The sequence below is a fragment of the Peribacillus sp. TH14 genome (assembly GCF_016651145.1).
GTDB classification, from domain to species: Bacteria; Bacillota; Bacilli; order Bacillales; family DSM-1321; genus Peribacillus; species Peribacillus butanolivorans.
Window position 1 is genome coordinate 5,700,721 of sequence record NZ_JAEKEK010000001.1, and the last position, 20,030, is coordinate 5,720,750.

General features: G+C 38.2%; 19 protein-coding genes. All 19 read right to left on the bottom strand.

From position 1 onward, the window contains the following. Positions 1 to 87: 87 nt before the first annotated feature. The 19 genes from JFU50_RS27345 to JFU50_RS27435 all read right to left on the bottom strand — a co-directional run bounded on the left by JFU50_RS27345 (position 88) and on the right by JFU50_RS27435 (position 20,021). A complete protein-coding gene (locus JFU50_RS27345; protein ID WP_098174792.1) occupies positions 88 to 492 on the bottom strand; it encodes a PaaI family thioesterase in 405 nt (134 codons plus the stop codon). 104 nt (positions 493 to 596) lie between these two features. After that, entirely contained in the window at positions 597 to 1,781 is a 1,185-nt protein-coding gene (locus JFU50_RS27350; RefSeq protein WP_201224923.1) for a thiolase family protein, read from the bottom strand. A gap of 168 nt (positions 1,782 to 1,949) precedes the next feature. After that, entirely contained in the window at positions 1,950 to 3,098 is a 1,149-nt protein-coding gene (locus tag JFU50_RS27355; RefSeq protein ID WP_201224924.1) for an acyl-CoA dehydrogenase family protein, read from the bottom strand. Positions 3,099 to 3,206: 108 nt separating this feature from the next. Then, positions 3,207 to 4,376, bottom strand: coding sequence for a thiolase family protein (locus tag JFU50_RS27360; RefSeq protein WP_201224925.1), 1,170 nt, complete (start codon positions 4,374 to 4,376; stop codon positions 3,207 to 3,209). A 118-nt stretch (positions 4,377 to 4,494) separates the two neighbouring features. Next, positions 4,495 to 5,766: an MFS transporter gene (locus JFU50_RS27365; protein ID WP_201224926.1), complete on the bottom strand. Its 1,272-nt coding sequence runs from the start codon at positions 5,764 to 5,766 to the stop codon at positions 4,495 to 4,497. A gap of 232 nt (positions 5,767 to 5,998) precedes the next feature. Then, a complete protein-coding gene (locus tag JFU50_RS27370) occupies positions 5,999 to 7,609 on the bottom strand; it encodes a long-chain-fatty-acid--CoA ligase (RefSeq protein ID WP_342214670.1) in 1,611 nt (536 codons plus the stop codon). A 471-nt stretch (positions 7,610 to 8,080) separates the two neighbouring features. Further along, positions 8,081 to 8,194, bottom strand: a complete 114-nt coding sequence (locus tag JFU50_RS31845) for a thiolase family protein (RefSeq protein WP_342214671.1) — start codon at positions 8,192 to 8,194, stop codon at positions 8,081 to 8,083. 19 nt (positions 8,195 to 8,213) lie between these two features. Further along, positions 8,214 to 8,639 (bottom strand): SRPBCC family protein, encoded by a 426-nt coding sequence (locus JFU50_RS27380; protein WP_201224928.1) that lies wholly within the window; start codon positions 8,637 to 8,639, stop codon positions 8,214 to 8,216. A gap of 230 nt (positions 8,640 to 8,869) precedes the next feature. After that, complete coding sequence (locus JFU50_RS27385; protein WP_201183328.1) at positions 8,870 to 10,660, bottom strand: adenine deaminase C-terminal domain-containing protein; 1,791 nt, start codon at positions 10,658 to 10,660, stop codon at positions 8,870 to 8,872. Between the two features lie 203 nt (positions 10,661 to 10,863). After that, entirely contained in the window at positions 10,864 to 12,444 is a 1,581-nt protein-coding gene (locus tag JFU50_RS27390) for a benzoate-CoA ligase family protein (RefSeq protein WP_201224929.1), read from the bottom strand. 91 nt (positions 12,445 to 12,535) lie between these two features. Next, positions 12,536 to 14,014, bottom strand: a complete 1,479-nt coding sequence (locus tag JFU50_RS27395; protein ID WP_201224930.1) for an aldehyde dehydrogenase family protein — start codon at positions 14,012 to 14,014, stop codon at positions 12,536 to 12,538. Between the two features lie 150 nt (positions 14,015 to 14,164). Beyond that, positions 14,165 to 14,956, bottom strand: a complete 792-nt coding sequence (locus JFU50_RS27400; protein WP_201224931.1) for a 3-hydroxyacyl-CoA dehydrogenase family protein — start codon at positions 14,954 to 14,956, stop codon at positions 14,165 to 14,167. Then, on the bottom strand, positions 14,949 to 15,977 hold the full coding sequence (locus JFU50_RS27405) for a 3-hydroxyacyl-CoA dehydrogenase family protein (RefSeq protein ID WP_201224932.1): 1,029 nt from the start codon (positions 15,975 to 15,977) through the stop codon (positions 14,949 to 14,951). Before JFU50_RS27405 ends, JFU50_RS27400 begins: the two co-directional genes overlap by 8 nt. After that, the gene (locus JFU50_RS27410) at positions 15,967 to 16,617 is read right to left on the bottom strand and encodes a Phenylacetic acid catabolic protein (protein ID WP_201224933.1); all 651 of its coding nucleotides are present in this window, start codon (positions 16,615 to 16,617) and stop codon (positions 15,967 to 15,969) included. The genes JFU50_RS27405 and JFU50_RS27410 overlap by 11 nt, the downstream gene beginning before the upstream one ends. Before the next feature lies 1 nt (position 16,618). Beyond that, positions 16,619 to 16,849, bottom strand: a complete 231-nt coding sequence (locus tag JFU50_RS27415) for a hypothetical protein (protein WP_057217666.1) — start codon at positions 16,847 to 16,849, stop codon at positions 16,619 to 16,621. Then, positions 16,846 to 17,172: a metal-sulfur cluster assembly factor gene (locus JFU50_RS27420; RefSeq protein WP_057217669.1), complete on the bottom strand. Its 327-nt coding sequence runs from the start codon at positions 17,170 to 17,172 to the stop codon at positions 16,846 to 16,848. Before JFU50_RS27420 ends, JFU50_RS27415 begins: the two co-directional genes overlap by 4 nt. Continuing rightward, on the bottom strand, positions 17,173 to 18,111 hold the full coding sequence (locus JFU50_RS27425) for a Phenylacetic acid catabolic protein (RefSeq protein WP_116821863.1): 939 nt from the start codon (positions 18,109 to 18,111) through the stop codon (positions 17,173 to 17,175). A gap of 147 nt (positions 18,112 to 18,258) precedes the next feature. Further along, complete coding sequence (locus JFU50_RS27430; protein ID WP_201181165.1) at positions 18,259 to 19,239, bottom strand: MBL fold metallo-hydrolase; 981 nt, start codon at positions 19,237 to 19,239, stop codon at positions 18,259 to 18,261. Between the two features lie 2 nt (positions 19,240 to 19,241). Then, a complete protein-coding gene (locus JFU50_RS27435; RefSeq protein WP_201224934.1) occupies positions 19,242 to 20,021 on the bottom strand; it encodes an enoyl-CoA hydratase-related protein in 780 nt (259 codons plus the stop codon). Positions 20,022 to 20,030: the final 9 nt, after the last annotated feature.

A 20,030-nucleotide genomic window follows, 5' to 3' on the forward strand; every position in this document is an offset into this window, starting at 1 on the left:
TCTTTGGCTCTTCTTTATTAAACCTTTATTAGTGATTCTTGACTATCACTTTAACCTGAATTTCGTTGACAATTGGACAACCCATTTTCATTTATCACGAATTAGTTTAAATACCCCAGTGCCTTTTGCAATAATATTGCCTTTGGAATCTTTAATTTCTCCCTCTGTAAAGGCAATTTTGTACCCTTGTTGAAGGACTTTTGCTTCCGCAAATAATTCTCCTGATGACATACTGGCTAGATAATGGACGGTTAAGCTTGTCGTCACAACTTTAGATTTAGTCACAGTACGAGTCACCATTCCAAGAATAGTATCCAGCATGGTAGCATGAATACCTCCGTGCAGTGTTCCATTTACATTGAGTAAATGTTCTTCGATATTAAGCTTTAAAAGAACATTCCCTTCTTCAAATCGAACGATTTCAAACCCTATATGTGAAAAGAATGAACTACTTTCGAATAGGTTGCGAATATCCTCCACTTTAACAGGCAAAATGTCACTTCTCCTCTCTAGTTCCCTTGCTATTACATCCTTCTAACTTATGTACCGAAAGGAGAAAAAACATAATGAGTTTCTACTCCTTTAATGGACATTCTTTAAATCGTTTCGATCAAAATGGCCATTCCTTGGCCGCCGCCTACACAAAGGGTAGCAATTCCATATCTTTCTTGCCTGCGAATCATTTCATGTATTAATGTTGTCACGATACGGGCACCCGTTGATCCAACTGGATGTCCGAGTGCTATAGCGCCTCCATTAACATTGACCTTGTTTTCATCAAGGCCTAACTCCCGAATCACTGCCAATGCCTGTGAGGCAAACGCTTCATTTAATTCGAAAAGGCCAATTTCTTCTACTTTTTTCCCGGTGCGTTCCAATAGTTTCCCAACGGCTGGCACCGGACCGATTCCCATCACTTCAGGAGAAACCCCCGCAGTCGCCCAGTCTACAATCTTTGCAATTGGTTTTAATTCTAACCGTGTAGCCTCACTCGCCTTCATTAATACCAATGCCGAAGCTCCGTCATTTCGACCACATGCATTTCCAGCGGTAACCGTTCCATTTTCTTTGAATGCCGGCTTTAAGTTTGCAAGTTTTTCCCTAGTGGTGTCAGGGCGAGGATATTCATCTTTTTCAATTGTAATCGTACTCTTCCTATCAATAACCTGGACAGGAACTATCTCATCCTTAAACTTTCCTTCATCCATCGCTTTAGCCGCTCTTCGTTGGCTTCCAACCGAAAAAGCATCTTGTTCTTCCCTAGAGACCTTGTATCGTATTGCGACATTTTCAGCTGTGATCCCCATTCCTAAGTTTTCTCCGTAAATTTCTTGAGGTTGCTGTCCAGCTTCAGTATTTGAATCTACAAGTTTAGTCCGGTCTCCACCAAAACGAGCACTTCTTAAATAAATTGGTGAACGGCTCATATTTTCCGTGCCGCCTGCAACGACTATATTAGCTTGACCAGACCTTATTTGCTGTGCAGCTGAAGTGATGGCCTGCATTCCTGATGCACATAATCGATTCACTGTAAAAGCGGGTGCAGAATCAGGGATTCCTGAACGAAGTGCTGCCACTCTCGCGACATTGGACGATTCGGTCGTTTGTCTAACCTCTCCCAAGATAACTTCATCGACCTGTTCAGCCTCTATATTTGCCCGTTTGATCGCTTCTTTGATGGCAATACTCGCCAAATGACCCGAACTAATTTCTTTAAACGCACCTCCGTATCGTCCAATTGGTGTTCGGACAGCGCTCACGATTACAATATCTTCTCCCATTTCATTCTCCCCCTTGAAATTTTAATGTGCATATGTACAGGTTTATCTGCCACTACGCATCATCCGTATTTCTCATTGGCTTCAGTAATATACTTTTACCGTTTTAGCAGAACCCCTAACTCCTTACTCTTTAATGCTTAAGTCCATGGTTTCCGAGACAGAAGACGCTTAGTACCCTTCCAATATATTCCTAGCGATAATTAAACGTTGAATTTCATTTGTTCCTTCATAAATCTTCGTAATGCGGGCATCCCGATAAAAACGCTCAACTGGATATTCCGCCATATACCCCATACCCCCGTGAATTTGAACAGCCTTATCCGCTACTCGATTAAAAACGTCAGAAGCAAATAGTTTTGCCATTGATGCTTCCTTAATCACCTTTTTCCCTTCATCAATCTTTTGCGCCGCCATCATCGTTAACGCTCTTGCCGCTTCTGTTTCCGTTGCCATGTCTGCAAGCATCCATTGAATTGCCTGGTTGTCTGCAATTGGTTTGCCGAATTGAATACGCTCTTTCGCATATTTAGCAGATAATTCAATTAATTTACCGCATGATCCAACCGCTCTTGCCGCCAGACCGACACGCCCTTCACCTAAGATTTTAAGTGCTGACATATACCCCATTCCAACTTCACCAATTACGTTTTCTTCAGGAATAATACAATCTTCGAAAATAACTTGGGATGTATACGATCCTCTTAATCCCATTTTCTTGTCTTTTTTACCGACAGTTAAGCCAGGAAAATCTCTTTCTATTAAAAATGCAGTAATTCCGCCTTTTGCACCCTTTTCTTTATCGGTTAAGGCAAATACCGTATAGACATCAGCAATCGGCCCATTAGTGATGAAATGCTTCGTTCCGTTCATAACCCAATAATCTCCCTTTTTCACTGCGCTTGTTGCCAAATTTGTTGCATCCGATCCTGCTCCGGGTTCAGATAGAGCAAAGGCGGCAATTTTGTTACCAGCTGCCATTTCAGGCAAATATTTATTTTTCAAATGTTCGGATGCAAGCTTAACTAGACCTGTGCTTCCAATCCCGGTGTGAGCACTAATTAATGAAACAAAACCATTATGTGTTCTTCCTAACTGCTCTAAAACGGTAGCCTTTTCTACCGCATTTAAGCCAATTCCACCGTATTGTTCAGGAATGCTTATCCCGAATAAACCGAGTTCTTTGGATTTTTCAACTAAATGCTGCGGGATGGCATCTTCTTCTTCAATTTGTTGTGCATAAGGCTCTACTTCCTTTTCAACAAAATTACGAATCATATTCTTCATTTGCAGCATTTCTTTATTTAAAGTAATCGTCATAATTCATGCTCCTCCTTAGGTTTGCTCACTTAACTGACTACTAAGATTAAGATCGAAACAATCACATTTTATACGAATTTTTCCTGGATAGTGATAAGCAAAAAATCATCAATCACTTTCAATAATCGTAGCAATTCCCTGCCCACCTCCAATGCAAGCTGTAATAAGAGCATATCTTCCGCCAGATCGCTTCAATTCATAGGCCGCTTTCGTAATTAGGATTGCACCTGTAGCACCAAGTGGATGTCCGTGAGCGATGGCCCCGCCATTCACATTCACTTTTGCAGGATTCATATCAAGCTCCCGGTTACAAGCAATCACTTGAGCTGCAAAGGCCTCATTAATTTCAATAATGTCCATATCATTTAACGAAAGTCCTGACTTTTCCATTACCTTTCTTATAGCGGGAACAGGTCCGATTCCCATAATGTTTGGATCTACACCTGCAACAGCATGTGCTCTAATTGTTGCTAACGGCTTAGTCCCCAATTTTTCTGCTTTCTCCCTCGACATTATGACCAGGGCAGATGCGGCATCATTTAACCCTGAACTATTGCCAGCTGTCACGGATCCACCTTCTAAAAACGCTGGAGATAATTTTGCTAGCCCTTCTTTAGTTATATGCGGTCGTGGATGTTCATCAAATTTGAATTCGATAGGCTCTCCCTTTCTAACTGGAATGCTCACTGGAACAATTTGCTCATTAAAACGGCCCTCTTCCATTGCTCTGGCCATTTTTTTCTGGCTTTGGAAAGCGAATTCATCTTGTTCTTCTCTGCTGACCTCATATTTTTCAGCTAAGTTTTCAGCGGTTATTCCCATTGGCGGATCACCGATATCTTTTGGAGACAACTGTGATTTTCTGAACTTCGGGGGCATTGAACTATATATTCTTTCTGGACGATCCATCAAGTAAGGCGCCCTGCTCATACTTTCAACTCCACCTGCGATATAAACTTCTCCATCACCTGCCCAGATTGCCTGAGCAGCTAGATTGACAGCATTAATTCCTGATCCGCACTGACGGTCAATAGTCAGGCCCGGCAGCTGAATAGAAAAGCCTGTTTGCAGCGCGGTTAACCTGGCGATGTTTCCACCGCCGCTTAAAACATTCCCCAAAATAACATCATCGACCATTTCAGGATTTACATTCGCTCGTATTAAAGCTTCTTTTATCACCTCAGCACCAAATACGTGGGCGGGAACTGACGCTAGTTCGCCTCCTTGTTTCCCAATTGCTGTTCGTACTGCTGAAACAATGACCGCATCTCTATTCATTTCTCCATCCGCTCCTTTTTCTTTGTAATTCAACCCTTTTCATATCAAGGCTATCAAGAAAATAACCTGTCATTTATTTTCATTAGTATCATTTTATAATCAGCTATTGAGACCAAGCTTATGAGGATTTAAGATTATAGTCTTTCTGTTCATCTTTATTCCCTTTTGATTTAGACGGTTTTACAAATATGGCAAATAGTATGCCAAAAGCCAAAACAAGTATGGCCATGAACAAAATAGATAAGTTATAGCCTAATATTTTATTTCCTCCAGCTAAACCTATGATATATCCGGTTAAAAGAGGAGCAATAATCCCTGCTATGTTACCTGATGAAGTTAAAATACTTGTCATCAATCCACCGCGTTCACGCATCTCATTTATCATAATCGTTGGGCCTATTGGTAATATGGCATATGTAAGGCCCTTTGCTAAACACATCGCAAGAATCACCCAAATTGGATTTTGAAAAACCATGATTGATGAAAAAAATATTGCACCCAAGATCATTGCACCAGCTACAACGAATACTCTTGATGACCGCCAATTTTGATTTTTCTTAAATAAATAATCAGACAGCATAGAAACACCCATATAAATACAAACGGAAACGACTCCGATTATTGCCACACTCGATCCCATCTGACCGGGTGTCATCTTAACGGCTTCCACTAAATAAATAGGCGACCACACTGAAAACCAAACAACAAGAATATAGGTTGAAAAGTAAGCGAGGGTAGTAAATAAAGCAGTAGGTGACGCTAGAAGCACCAGAAAATCTTTCACTTTAATTTTCTTTAGTTTTTCTTTCTTTTTCTTCTGTACATTTTCATAAACTTCAACAGGATTTTCCTTTGTTAAAAATTGAAATAGGAAGAACCAAACAAGACTTGCTACACCAAGAGCGGCAAAGGCAACCTTCCATCCGAAAATGGTAATTAAAGAAACGAGGATTGGTGCAACAATCATCGCCCCAACAGTTCCCCCGCCAACCACTACCGAATTAGCAAACCCTTTTAGTTTGGGAGGAAACCACTTATCCGCATGACTGTAAGCAACTGGGCTATACGGCCCTTCAAATGCACCTAGTAAAATTCTGTAGAGAATCAGAAACGGCAACGCTGCAATGGCCAAAACCCCGAATTGCAAAACCGTCCATGTCAGCATGATGAATCCAAGTACTTTTTTTGCCCCAAGCCGATCCGCCCACGCTGCCCCGAAAATACCTGTTACTGGATATAACCAATAATAACTACTTCCGACAAGTCCCCACTCAGCATAAGAAAGATCAAATTCTTTCATGATAGGTACAGCTGCAAGTCCGATGATTGATTTATCAGCAAAGTTAATAACGGCACCAAAGAATAATAGAATGAGAACAACCCAACGCATTTGAATTCCTCTTTTCTTTTTGTGTGTTCACACACTTCGAATTTAATCTAATAATTGATTCTTTAATTAATACTAAACAAACTACTTTCATCATCTGTTCACCCAATGACAACTTCTTCTTGCCCCTATCTTTCTGAATGAATACCTTATAAAATGACTTTAAATCGTGGGAGTATACAAAATATGCATGTTGGATCCCGTTCTGCTACTCTTTCAAACTATGCATTCTTCCTTAATCACTTTTCTCCTCCTTTTCAAGTTCTTCTTTAATAAGCAATCTTTTTAAAAGTTTTCCGACTGTGTTCCGCGGCAGTTCTGTTCTAATTTCAAATTCTTTTGGCACCTTGTAGGGGGTCAACTGGGAATAGCAATATCCTTCTATTTCATCAAGATCAATGGAGGCGTTTTCTTTCGGTACAATAAATGCTTTTACTACCTCACCTATTTCTTTATGAGGTATACCCACCACAGCAGCCTCTTTAATAGTCGGATGTTCATATAGCACTCCTTCCACCTCTTGGGGATAAATATTAAACCCGCTAACAATAATCATTTCTTTTTTTCTCCCGACAATGTAGAAATAACCCTCTTCATCCATCACTGCGAGATCACCAGTGTATAGCCAATCATTTTGTAATGCCTTTTTTGTTTCAGATTCATTATTCCAGTAACCCTTCATAATTTGTGGGCCTTTTATAAGCAATTCTCCAACACCTGTGTTTGGAACTTCATTATTATCATCATCAATAATCAAACAGTCTGTGCCTGGAAAGGGAATGCCAATGCTTCCTATTTTCCTTTTCCCAAAGGGTGGATTACGGTGAGTGGATGGAGAAGCTTCTGATAAACCAAAGCCTTCACCAATTTTGGCACCGGTCAGCACCTCAAATCGCTTCATTACCTCAACTGGAAGTGGAGCTGATCCGCAAGAACAATTTCTTAAACAATCCAGTCCATAGTTTTCGATTTCCGGGTGATTGACAAAAGCGTTATACATCTTTGGAACTCCTGGAAAAAAAGTAGGACGATACTTTTTAATGTTATCAAGTACATTTTGGACCTCGAATTTAGGAAATAATAGAATAGAGGCTCCAATATAGATACCTAGATTCATTGCACTTGTCATTGCATAAACATGATATAGAGGTGTCGATGCCAAGACGATTTCTTCACCTGGTATCATTGAATCCCCATACATTTCAAAGCTCTGTACAACGTTGGAGGTCAAGTTATAATGAGTAAGCATAACCCCCTTCATCTTCCCAGTGGTACCACCGGTGTATTGAATAACAGCAGTATCTTCATAGGGATTTATACATTCAGGCTTTTTAATTGCTTCTCCAAATTCAATCATTGAACGAAGAGAATGAGAGTCATTTTGTTCGTCATCTGTATTAATGCAAGCTACAAAGTCATATATCCCTTTCGTTTCTTCAACTGTCTTCGCAGCAGTTTGATCAAACACAATATATTTAGCATTTGAGTCTATTAAAATCTGCAATAGTTCTCTCGGTTTATACATTGGATTCAGCTGTACAACAATAAGCCCAAGCGCCTGAGCAGCGTAATAACTGACAATAAAATAAGGATGATTGGCCATCATCAGACCAATTCGTTCTCCTTTCACGAAACCCAACTCTTTCCATTTCCCTGCAAGTTTGTCTACCTGCAATTTCAGATTTTTATAGTCTATTAAATTGTCTTCAAAAATAATGGCTGTATGATCAGGAAACCTTTTGGCTGTTTTATCAAGTAGTGTATAGACGGATATTTCCGGTAGCTGTAAGAACTTCATTCTTTCTTCATACCATTGCTTCCATGGCTGAGTTACTGTTTTTCGCACCATTTATCCCTCCTCTTAGTAACAAATCTTCATATTTTTCCATTTTCGATTTATACTTATTTATCAATGCAACTTGCATGCCAAGACATATATAGGTGTAAACAGCTTGATTTTACGAAATGAGTCAATTCATTAATGAATTTTATTCTCTTAAAAAGCCTTACTTTTAAGGATTCATGTTAAAACCAATAATTCATTTTTGAATTTTTAATAGAGTTAAGAATAATTCTTAATAGATAAGGATGGGATTTTTCGGAGATGGGATTTTCAATCTTCTAGAAAGCATACAATTCTATAGCAAGCACTGATTATACCTGTAATTGCTTTTGAATAATGAATGAGGCAATATAGAAGTCTTATTCTGAGGCTGAACCTGAAATTGGTATAGTGATACTTACTCAACTACCGCCGACATTTAGAATAATCACAAAACAAAGCAATGGAACGATTTGTGAATTGAAATCTCTAGAATCAATCACCAGTATTTGCCTGCCTTTGGCTTTCCAATGCAAATGCATCTTGAGCTTTACGGGAAATATGATATGTTTCTGCTACGTTTTCTGCTGTCCTTCTATTAAAATACATTTTCTGTGTTATATCTTATTTATCCTTGATGCCACACACCTGGTTTTTTTCCTTCCACATGCTTAAGAATGTACATAAGTGAACCCCAAGTTGTATTAATCATCGCATATGGTCCTTCCATTGACTCCCATCCAGAATGATTAAAGTCTACAATCGTCACTCCGTTTTCATTTACATTCAAATCAAAACGAATTTTTGTACCTTTCCATCCTGGCATATCATGTTGAGCTGTCCATACTACCAACTTACCTGGTTCAAGCTGATCAATGTGCATTGGGAAAATAGCTTTACGATTGTAAAAGCCAAATTCAGCAATGCTTCCTACTTGAGGTCCAGCTTTAGCATCTGTTGTCCACCACCCCTTAAATCCTTCAGTCGTGGTTATGGCTTCGTATACTTTTTCAGCAGGGGCGTTTATCATAATTTGATGTAGCATGTTAATCATCATTTATCCTCTTTTCTTCTTTTAGTTTTATAGTTAGCTCTAAGATTGAGCTTTATATCACTCTTTGATACGAGAATTTATAACGTTAACAATACCTAAATATTAAAAAGCCGAATTCCTCACTGATATCACTGAGAAATCCGGCTTTCGTTTCTTAACAATGGCGCCCTTTTGTACGGGTAAATGAATTCTGCTTTCCATTTAATTAAGTTACTATCATCTTGTCTAACTTAAGCTTTAATTTCGTTTGATAAGTAAGTCATGGGTATGGAAGGTACCAAGATTTTATCGGTTTTTACTTCGTATAACCCAAAGGGAACTAAACGGAGCCCCGGAAGAAAATCACAAGTTAAAAACAATAAAGTATATAAAATGTCATGGAAAGGAAATCCTCGTGCTTGGAGTGCCGATAATAATTTATCATTAAATTCTACTGCCTTATCAAAGGAGGGATCAGTGGTCATCATACCGGTTAGCTGTAAAGGGATTTCAAGAATGATTTCCTCACCATCAACTATTACCACACCACCACCCATTTCATAAACACGTGCAGCAGCTTTAGCCATAGCTTCAGGGTTTCTACCGATGGTAAGCAAGTCAGTAGTTGTATTAAAGGTTGAGGCCATCCCATCCAAATTAATCGCAAACTTTTCTAATATTCCTTTTGTCACCCACTCCCCATTTCTATGGATTAGAGTTGCATACATAAGACCTTCTTGATCTGTTAGATCTACAAATCCATTCTTAGTTGGAAGCTCCAAATCTTTTCGTTGAGTTATTACATTACTTCGAAAAAAAATAACCGGCACTGAGTTGCTTGAAGATGTTTCTGGGTAAATATACAGATCTGGGTTTTCTAAAATCTCTCTTGGAAATGTAAATGGTTTTTCAGATAAATATTTACTCCAATCAATATCAGGCATCTGTATGGTTAATTTACCCTTTTCAGCCACTATTTCTCCGTTTGAGATTACTAAATCCGGACGGAACTGGTCGAGGTCAGGCAACAATAAAATATCAGCTTTTTTTCCTGGAGCTATTCCCCCAATATAATCGTCCTGTTTGAGATATGTAGCTGCATTAATGGTTACCATTTGAATTGCTTCCATAACCGGGACTCCTAGTTCCACCGCTTGCCTTACTAGTCCATCAACAAATCCTTCTTTTTCAATAAAAGATGGATGCGGGCCATCTGTTGTCATTAAGATTCTGCTCGTACTTACATTTCCCTCTGTAATCAGCTTGATTATATTTGACAAATCTGGACGCAGCGAACTATTTCGAAGTACTGTCCACAATCCCAAACGTAAACGGTCCAAAGCCTCTTCCGCTGTTATAGCTTCATGACAGGCACTAATTCCAGAAGCTGCTATCGAATTTAATTTATCATAAGAACACCCGGCATTATGTCCATCAGATACTTTTCCCATCTTTTTCGCTGCATCTATAATATCTAATAAGACTGGGTCCCCATTGTATAATAACGGCCAGCGAGTCACTTCTGCTGTTCCAAGGACATTTTCTAGCGAAAGTAGGTCAATAATATCCTTTTGGTTGAACCATTCTCTTTCCCCTGGGAATATGGCCTGCGAAACTAATCTAATCAACCAAAAAAAGTTCCCTGGCAATTTCTCTAAATCGTCTACAAGTTGTTTAAACCCTAAGGCACCCATGTGTAAATAAAAAAACAAATTATCATTTACAGTCGTCGTGGTTCCCAACGGCAATACCTTTTCTGTAACACTTACCGGATTGTATACAACCCATGGATGTGCATGAGTTTCGATAAATCCTGGAGACACGTACAAACCATTGGCATCAATTACAGTGGTGTCGTCATTTATGGTTACTTCATTTTCCCCGACATATGCAATGCAATCTTTATACAAAGCAATATTTTGCTTTAGGAATTCACCAGAATACACATTAATCACTGTTCCGTCTTTAATTAACATATCAGCGGGGCGTTTCCCTTGCGCCACTTCAATTAATTCATCTCTCAGTGCTCTTGTTTTCACTATTCTTCGCCCCCCATCCATATTTTAAGATTCTTTAGATTCGTTTAAAATAATTCTGCTAATGGAAAACTACGGTTGAATATCAAACACACAATGATACGCTTCTGCGTTGATCCCTTATTCTAGAGCAAACTTGACCAGCTTTTATCAAAGGTTAATCATTACTTTTTTCTGTTTAGGTTTTACACTTTAATAATTAACTTGTTTCAGCCTCTTAATTTAAATCTTTGAATTTTTCCAGTTGTAGTTTTTGGCAACTCATTCACGAATTCAATGACACGGGGATATTTATATGGTGCCAACACCTTTTTGATAAATCCTTTAAATTCAAGTTTCAGTTCTTCCTTCGGTTCGACACCAGCTTTTAATACAATATAGGCTTTTGGTTTAATTAAATTATTTTCGTCATTTACCGCGACAACAGCAGTTTCTAATATATCAGGATGGGATAAGAGAGCGTTTTCAATTTCTATTGGCGATACCCAGATTCCATTCACTTTCATCATGTCATCAATTCTGCCGGCATACCAATAAAAACCATCTTCATCCTTAAAATATTTATCTCCCGTCACAAGCCAATCACCAATAAATTTCTTTTTATTTTCTTCATTAAGATTCCAATACGATGCCGCAATACTTTCACCCTTAATTAAAAGATCACCTACTTCATTCACTGCTGTTTCCTGACCATCTTCATCCACAATTTTAGCTTCATAACCTGGAACAACCTTTCCCGTGCTCCCTTGCCGAATTTGATTAACTTGATTAGACAGATATATATGAAGAGATTCCGTTGAGCCTATTCCGTCGATAATATCTAAATTAAAAACATTCTTCCATTGTTCTATATAAGAGGCAGGCAACGCCTCTCCAGCAGATACGCAAAGTCTTATCGAAGAGAGATCATAGTTTTTTTTCGTCTTCTCAAGGTAATTGAGCATAGATCCATACAAGGTAGGAACCCCAAAAAAGATGGTAGGACGATACTTTTCAATCGTCTCAAACACTTTCTCTGCAGTTGGTCGGTCCGGCATTAAAACAGTAGTAGCTCCGGCTCCAAGCGGAAAATACATCCCGTTTCCCAAACCATAGGCAAAGAAAAGCTTCGAAGCAGAAAAAGTAATGTCATTTTCAGTGATCTGTAAAATATTTTTGGCGTAATTTTTAAAGGCTTCTTCCATATCTGTTTGAAGATGAATCACACCCTTTGGCTCACCCGTACTGCCTGATGTATAAAGCCAGAACGCTTGATCATTAATATTGCTATAACAGGGAGGCAATTCTTTATCTTTGCCTTTTATTAGATCGCGAAAGGAGTGTTCATCTGCTTCCTTCAAGGGTTGATTTTCCCCGTCAACTAGGATTACATGTTTTAAGAAGAGTAAACGGTTCTTAATAACTTTTAATTCTTCCCAGCGCTCACAAGTTGTAACCAACACTTTTGAACGACTATTATTCAATAGAAACTCATAATCCTTTAACGGTAAAAGTGTGTTGGCAGGAATAGGAATTGCTCCAACTTTAATTGCACCAAAGAAACTAATTATGAATTCTGGAGAGTCATGTAATAATAGTAAAACGCGCTGTTCCATCTCTATGTTTAACTCTTTTAAGGCAGCACCAAATTGGTTAGCAGATGTATCGATTTCTTGGTAGGTGTAAAAACGATCTTCATAATAAATCGCCGCTTTATCACCTCTGCCTACTTCTATATTTTTTTGAAAGAAATTATAAGAAGCATTATACCTCGCGCCCAAACCTCTAATTTTATGCTCGGTTTTTATCACACATATTTCCCTCCAATAACCTTAATAAATTTCCTGCCTTTTTCTAAAATCCTTTATTTTCTGATAAAAATTTTCCCCACCTATTATTCTATTACAGACCAAACATATTTAACTGCTTTTCACCTACATAGGAGACTACACTTTTCGTTTCAGTATATAAATCAAGGGTTTCAAGAGATAGTTCTCTACCAAAGCCTGACTGCTTATAACCTCCAAATGGAGTTCCAGGGAATGCAGAAATCGGGCTGTTAATCATCACAATCCCGGCGTTAATTTTTGCTGCTACCCGATTCGCTTTTGCATGGTTTGTTGTCCAAACTGCAGATGCTAAACCATAAATCGAGTGGTTTGCCATTTCTATTGCTTCTTTTTCATTTGTAAATTTCATGACAACAACAACTGGACCAAATACTTCCTCTTGAGCAATTCTGCTTTCATTTGTGACATCACTAATAACAGTCGGTAAATACCAATAACCGTTTGCAAACTCCTTACCTTCAGGTCTGCTCCCTCCACAAAGAACGGTTCCTCCCTCTTCTACTGCAAGCTTTACATAGTCGTCTATTACTTTTTCATGACTTGAGGATATGACTGCCCCTACATGTGTTCCTTTGTCGAATGGATCACCGACTTTTAGTTGCTTCGTCTTTTCTACGAATCTATTTAAAAATTCCTCGTAAATCGATTCTTCTACAAAAATTCTAGAGCGGGCTTCACATGACTGTCCAGTATTATAAAAGATGCTGTATAAAGATCCATTTACCGCATCTTCTATTTCTGTATCAGCAAAGATGATGCTTGGTGACTTCCCTCCTAATTCTAAAGTAACGCGTTTTAATGTCCCAGATGCTTTAGACATGATATCTTTTCCTGTTTCCGTCTCACCTGTGAAGGCAATTTTATTAATGCCTTCGTGCTCTGTCATGTATGGTCCAATTTCCGAACCACTTCCAGTAATTACGTTCACAACTCCCGCAGGAACTCCCGCTTCTGTACATATTTCAGCAAGCAGGTACGCAGTAATTGGCGTGTAGCTAGCAGGCTTAAGAATCACTGTACAACCCGCAGCGAGTGCTGGGGCTACTTTCCAAGCCGCCATCATTAATGGATAATTCCAAGGTATAATTTGACCGCAGACACCTACAGGCTCTTTCAAGGTATAGTTAAAAAAATTATTCGGCATTGGATTTGTGCGTCCACCTGAAGTTAAAGCAACTCCTGCATAAAACTCGAAATCCTCAATGGCTTGAGTAACTTGACCTCTAGCCGCAGGAATGTTTTTACCTGTGTTCAAAATTTCTGCTTTTACAAGTTCATCATATCTTTCGCGCATGATACTAGCGATTTTATTTAATACCTGTGCTCGTTTACTATGTGAAAAGCGACTCCATTTCCCTGTTTCAAATGCAATTCTTGCTGCAGTCACAGCGGTATCTACATCAGATTTGCTTGCTTTAGCTACCTTTGATAATACTTCACCTGTTGCTGGATTATATGCTTCAAAAAACTCTCCTGATTCACTTTCAACCCATTCCCCATTTATATAAAGTTTGTAATAGTCTTTCAGCATGTAACTTTCCTCCTACTATCTTGTATATATATTGGCGCGGAGATTCAAAAACCAATTCGATTTCATATCTCAGTCACAGCATTCCGAACTGTCAAAGGACTCCATTTCATCTACCCCATAAATCTCACACACTGTCATTTTCATTGATTATCAGGTGGTAAAAGGAAGTTCTTTATTCTCTATTTGTGACAAGTTATATGACTTAATCTTCTGTTTGTAATTTTCATACCGGGCAAATGCCTCAACGTTCCAACCAGAAATAACAAACTTTCTTAACAATGGAGCTGGCCGATATCGTTCTTCCTGTAAATTATTGTATAACCCTTGTAAGACAGAATACACTTCATCAAGCCCAATACGCTCTCCCCACTCTAGCGGCCCATTGGGATAGTTTGTTCCAAGCTTCATCGCTATATCGATATCTTCCTTAGTAGCTATTTTTTGCGTAAAAGCATAAAATGCTTCATTAATAATCATTGAAAGCACCCTTGGAAAAACTAGTCCTACTTGGTCTTCAACAAATTCCGTTTCTAATTCTACATTTTCAAGTTGTTTAGTAACCGCTTCCAAATTGTTCGTTTCCCCAGTTAACGGCAAAGTTAATTCAACTAGATTTTGAGAATCCAAGTCTGAAAAACAAGCAAATCCTACAATTTTCAAATGTCCATTTGTCCAATTAGATACTTCTGTGCAAGTAACAGAAAGTACACTCGTTATAACAATTGAATGTTTATTTAAAACAAATTTTTCAAGTGCCTGAATTGTTTTTTTCTTGTTTTCTAGATTACCATGCTCTGTTTCCCAAATGAAATCAAAAAATTCTGTTTCACAATCGGCTAAGTGATCAGCAGTATTAATTTTTGTCGAACCTTCAAAAATTTTATGAAGTCTAGCGGCCAATTGATTAGAGCCAACAATGAGCACCTTCTGGAAGCTACTCATATTTGTAAAACCCCTTTCCTGTTTTCCGTCCAAGCCTGTTAGCTAGTATCATTTCTTTTTGTAAATAATGGGGTTTAAATCTACTCTCATTTTGAAAATTATCAAATAATGATTGAGTCGTATTGTAATTAATATCAATACCAATTAAATCTTGTAATTCAAATGGGCCCATTTTAAACCCGCCAGCCTTTTTCATGATTCGGTCAACTTTCTCATGTGTAACTAAACCTTCATCGACAATTCTAAGGGACTCATTATAAAAAGAACGGGCAATTCTATTGACGATAAAGCCTGGTGTATCTTTACATATTACCGGCCTTTTCTTAATTAGGAGGAAAAGGTCTCTAGTTCTATCGATGGTGGTTTGATCAGTTAATTGACTTTTTACAATTTCAATGAGTGGCATTAGAGGTGCTGGATTAAAAAAATGAATACCAATCATTCTTTGAGGATGATTTAAATTGGTCACAAATTCTGTAACTGAAAAAGATGACGTATTGGTTGCTAGAATTGTTTCAGGGTCGGAAACTGCATCTAACTTCTTAAATAATTCTATTTTTAAAGATTTAATCTCCTGTACAGCTTCAATAATTAAGTCTAAACCCGATAAATCAGTGAGTTTTGTACTCACCTTAAGGTTTCGATTTGCTGACTCTGCCTGCTCTGGGGTAATTTTACCCTTTACTTTCATTTTTTCGATATTAGTAATAATATTTCTAGAGTTTCTTTCAAGGGTTTCGTCTTCTATATCATATAAAGTAACTGATAATCCACTTTGTAAAAAAGTTTGGGCAATTCCACTTCCCATTGTCCCCGAACCAACTACACCGACTGTTTGGATTCCTTGAGTTTTCTCAGGAGATGCATCAGCAGTTCCACTCCAACGTATACTTTCAAATACAGTTTTACAGTTCTGGCAATAGTACTGCCTAACTAGCTGTGCAGTGCCGAAGGATGAATATAACTCAACATTTTTTCCATCACAAAAAGGACAAGTTGGTTTTTCCTTTTCACTGAGCATTTACAATTTCCTCATCCCTCAAGCTTTGGATCAATGCATTCTTATACGAATCAGCTAGATTACTATTTTTAAGAAGAACATCACTCTCAACAAGAACAATATTGTTTTCCACTTGCTTCAACCATGTAATGACTTCTTGTTCACAAAGCTTAAAAGCATTAACGAATCGAGCTGGTATAGATCCGCCATCATTTAGCAACTTGAGTGCCCAGCTTTTTGAGTACAAAATATGTTCTTCCTGTTCTTTTACTAATTTATTAAATTGCAGCCCGATATCACTGCTTTTCTGATGACTGGTTAAAGCGGTTATCAATATGTTAAGCGCTGTGTTCATACAGTAGAGTCCTGCAATAAGTGATATCCATTCCTCGATTTTAACTATGCTATCGAATGCTTTTCCTGTTTGTTCCTTCACATCATTTTTGTTACCTTTTCCACCTTTTAAATTCGCTCCCCAGTTATAGAGAAGGCGCGCATGTCCAAGCTCTGATTGTGCCATCGCAATCGCTGCAAGTGTTCCTTCTAAGTCAGGTCCGCTCACACCGACCTCGACAAGACGGTCTCCTAGGATAAATTTGTTATCAGCAATCGTTTCTATTAAAGAAATTAATTCATAATTGACATTTGTGGAATTCACCATATTAAACCACCCTTTTCTTAAAAAATGGTTCTACTTCTCTAATGCATATCATATTTTCCCTCTTGACTATATACATTTCCACCCATTTTTCTTCGTCGTAAATATATCTTGCATAAACACGCGCCAACTCATCACTGCTGGCCTCGACGGTTCCAATATGCATTAAATCATCACCTCGATTAATTCTGGAAAACACATTATATTCAAACTGTTTAACTGCTTTATTATTCATCTAGAACTAACCCCCCAAGTCTTTAATTTTTGTTTACCTGCTTCACTCATTTGATCGACCGTCCAGGCAGGACTCCAAACCACTTCAATTTCCACTGTATTTATATTCTCTTCTTGAAGCAGTCGATTTTTGATATCGCTTTCAATCCATTGCATACACCCACAGCCTGTTGAAGTATAGGTCATCGTAACAAGCGCCTTATTTTCTTGTTTTTCTACCCCATAAATTAATCCCATATCAACAATGCTTATTGGAAATTCAGGATCAGTAACGTCTTGTAACGCATTGATAAGAACGGGATCTTTATAAAAAACCTTTTCCATCTAGATCGCCTCATTTCGATATTCTTCAAGTTGTTGATATCCTTTTTGAATTCGATTAACAAATTCCTGATTTTGCGGACCTCTCTGCTTAAAGCGCTGGATGACATTATCCCATGTATCTGGCTCATCATATTTCCATCGCTTATTTTCAACATCGAATTTACAAGGAAAGGGAACAAGCAAATCATATTTCCCAGTCTCTTCGTTGTATTGGGCCGGAACATTAAGTCCAAGAGATTCACAGAAAGGAACAGCCGTTGACATCCATTTTTGCCTTAGTTCATCATTTGTTTTTCCTTTCAACTTATAATCAAGCTGGGATGAACGACTTTTTAAGTTATCCGCTACACCAAAGAACTCCAGTGACATTATAAACATCCAATCAATTGCTTCTTGGACCTGCTTAGCCGTTTCCGGTTCTTTCATAGCTGCCTTCATGATAATTTCGCCGTTTCTCAAATGGAATAATTCCTCTTTATCTACTTTGACTAACGCACGTTTCCATGGTCCGTATGATGTATGCTGGTGTGCATCTCCCAACAGGGTGTAACCTGCACGGTCAAACAATCCATTAAACACACCGAGTTCAACCCAATTATTTAATTTAAAATCAAAGGCAAATGGGTTTTTCCACTTATTTGGCGGACGTTTGTATAACAAAGATTGAACATCTTCTCCTAAATCCTTTAATAACCTGTAGGCAATATGCGCATGCCCAATTTCATCCTGCATAACAGCAAGTGCTGTGATTTTGTAATTTAAATTAGGAGCATCTTTGTAAACAGTCAGAAGTGGTGGCACACTTAGTAGCTCTGTATCCCCAACTATCATCAGAGTTTGTTTCAATGCCTTTTTATAATTTTCATCCATATCTTCTAATCTCTCCACCACAAACCCAGATTGGACCTTGCTCATCAAATCATTCGCAGATATTGCCATATCTCCCTCTCCTATCATATTATGTTTTTTGAACTATCGTCTTATATAAGTAATATAATAATTTACTTTATATGGTTAGTCAAGACTTTATCAGATTTTTCAGAAAACAAATAAACGAGATGTACATAAATACATCTCGTTTATTCCTTATAATTTATATTGGAACGTACCATTTGTTGAGATTTTATGAATTCTCTCTGATTCCACTAGATACTCCAGGTGTGCTAATGTTTCCGCAATGGCGAATCGCCACTGATGATCAGTAAGCTTTTTATGATGAAACAGCTTCTCTGTAATCTCAAAAGCTACTTGATTCGTTTCCAAAATGGTTAAAATAGTCGCTAAACGTTCCTTATGATGTACAATGATTTCCTTAGCTCTCTGTGAGAGATTTTCAATAGGTGTTCCATGGGCTGGATAAGCAATGCTTATATCTTGATCAACAAGGCAATGCAAAGTTGAAAAGTAACTAGCTAAGGGATTTTGATCAGAGTTGGGCCAAAGACTAATATTCGGAGTGATTCGATTCAAGACAACATCGCCTATTAACATAATTTTCTGACTTTCATGATAAAAACATAGATGTCCTTCAGCATGTCCACTATATTTATGGACGGCCCATCTTCCATCAGGACTATCTAATTGCGATTCATTGAAATTATTAATTTCGGGAAGTGGATTTACTTTACTTGAAAGAAACAATACGTTCTCTTTAACTTTCGTCAACAATGGCTCTGGAACAGCATGCTTTTGAAATAATTCATATGTTGCCTCAGCCTGCTTCGTGCTGCCGCCAAAAACAGTTTTAATCATCTTAGCTTCTTCTTTGCTCATATAAACATGTGCACCGGTTTTTTGTTGCATCCAACTAATTAATCCTGAATGATCAGGATGAAAATGAGTCAGGATAATCTTTGATATATCTGTTGGATTGATAGACAACTCTTCAAAGACTTCTTCCCAATACTGTTTCGCGTCTGTTGTTGGAAAACCAACATCAATTAATATGATTTCTTCTCTCGTGCGGAATATATAACAATAGACATACTTCATAGGGAACGGTACAGGTATCCCGATACGTGTTAAATAATCTGTTATTTGTTGATGATTTCCTGAAAGCACAGCCATTGTCAGGACCCCCTAAAAACTGGGTCCCGTTTTTCTTGAAAGGCGAGTAATGCTTCTTTTCGATCCCCAGTCCCTATTGTTAACTCATAGGCCTTTGATTCGATGGCAATCCCTGTTCGCAAATCAGTAGCATGCCCTTTATTAATTGCATATTTTGCTTGTTGGAGTGCAATCGAACTTTTTAGCAATATCGGCTCCAAGAATTCAAGTGTATAGGCCTCAAGTGACTCCTGGTCATCAAAGGTTTCATCAATTAATCCAATATTTTTCGCCTCGATGGCATTAAGCTTTTTACCGCTATAAATAAGTTGCTTGGCTTTCGAAATGCCAATCAGCTTCGGTAAACGCTGTGTTCCGCCTGCACCTGGAATGATAGCCCAGTTTATTTCAGTTAAACCAAGCTGCGCCTCCGATACCGCAAATCTAAAATCACAGACAAGGGCTAATTCCAAGCCACCTCCAAGTGCATATCCATTAATCATCGCTATTGTAGGCTGCGGCAAGTCTTCTATTCTATTAAAAACATCTCGAATTAGACAAACATTTCTACGTGTCTCTTGCTCTGACAATGTTTTTCGCTCTTTCAAATCAGCTCCAGCACAAAAAGCTTTCATACCAGTTCCGGAAAAAACCACCGCTTTTATTGTTAAATCGGTACTTAAGTTCAGAACAATTTCATTCAATTCCTTTAACGACCCATAATCAAGACTATTTAACTCTTCAGGTCGATTTAATATGACATAAGCGATACTTTCTATTTTTGTAACATAAACTTTTGGCATAAAACCTCT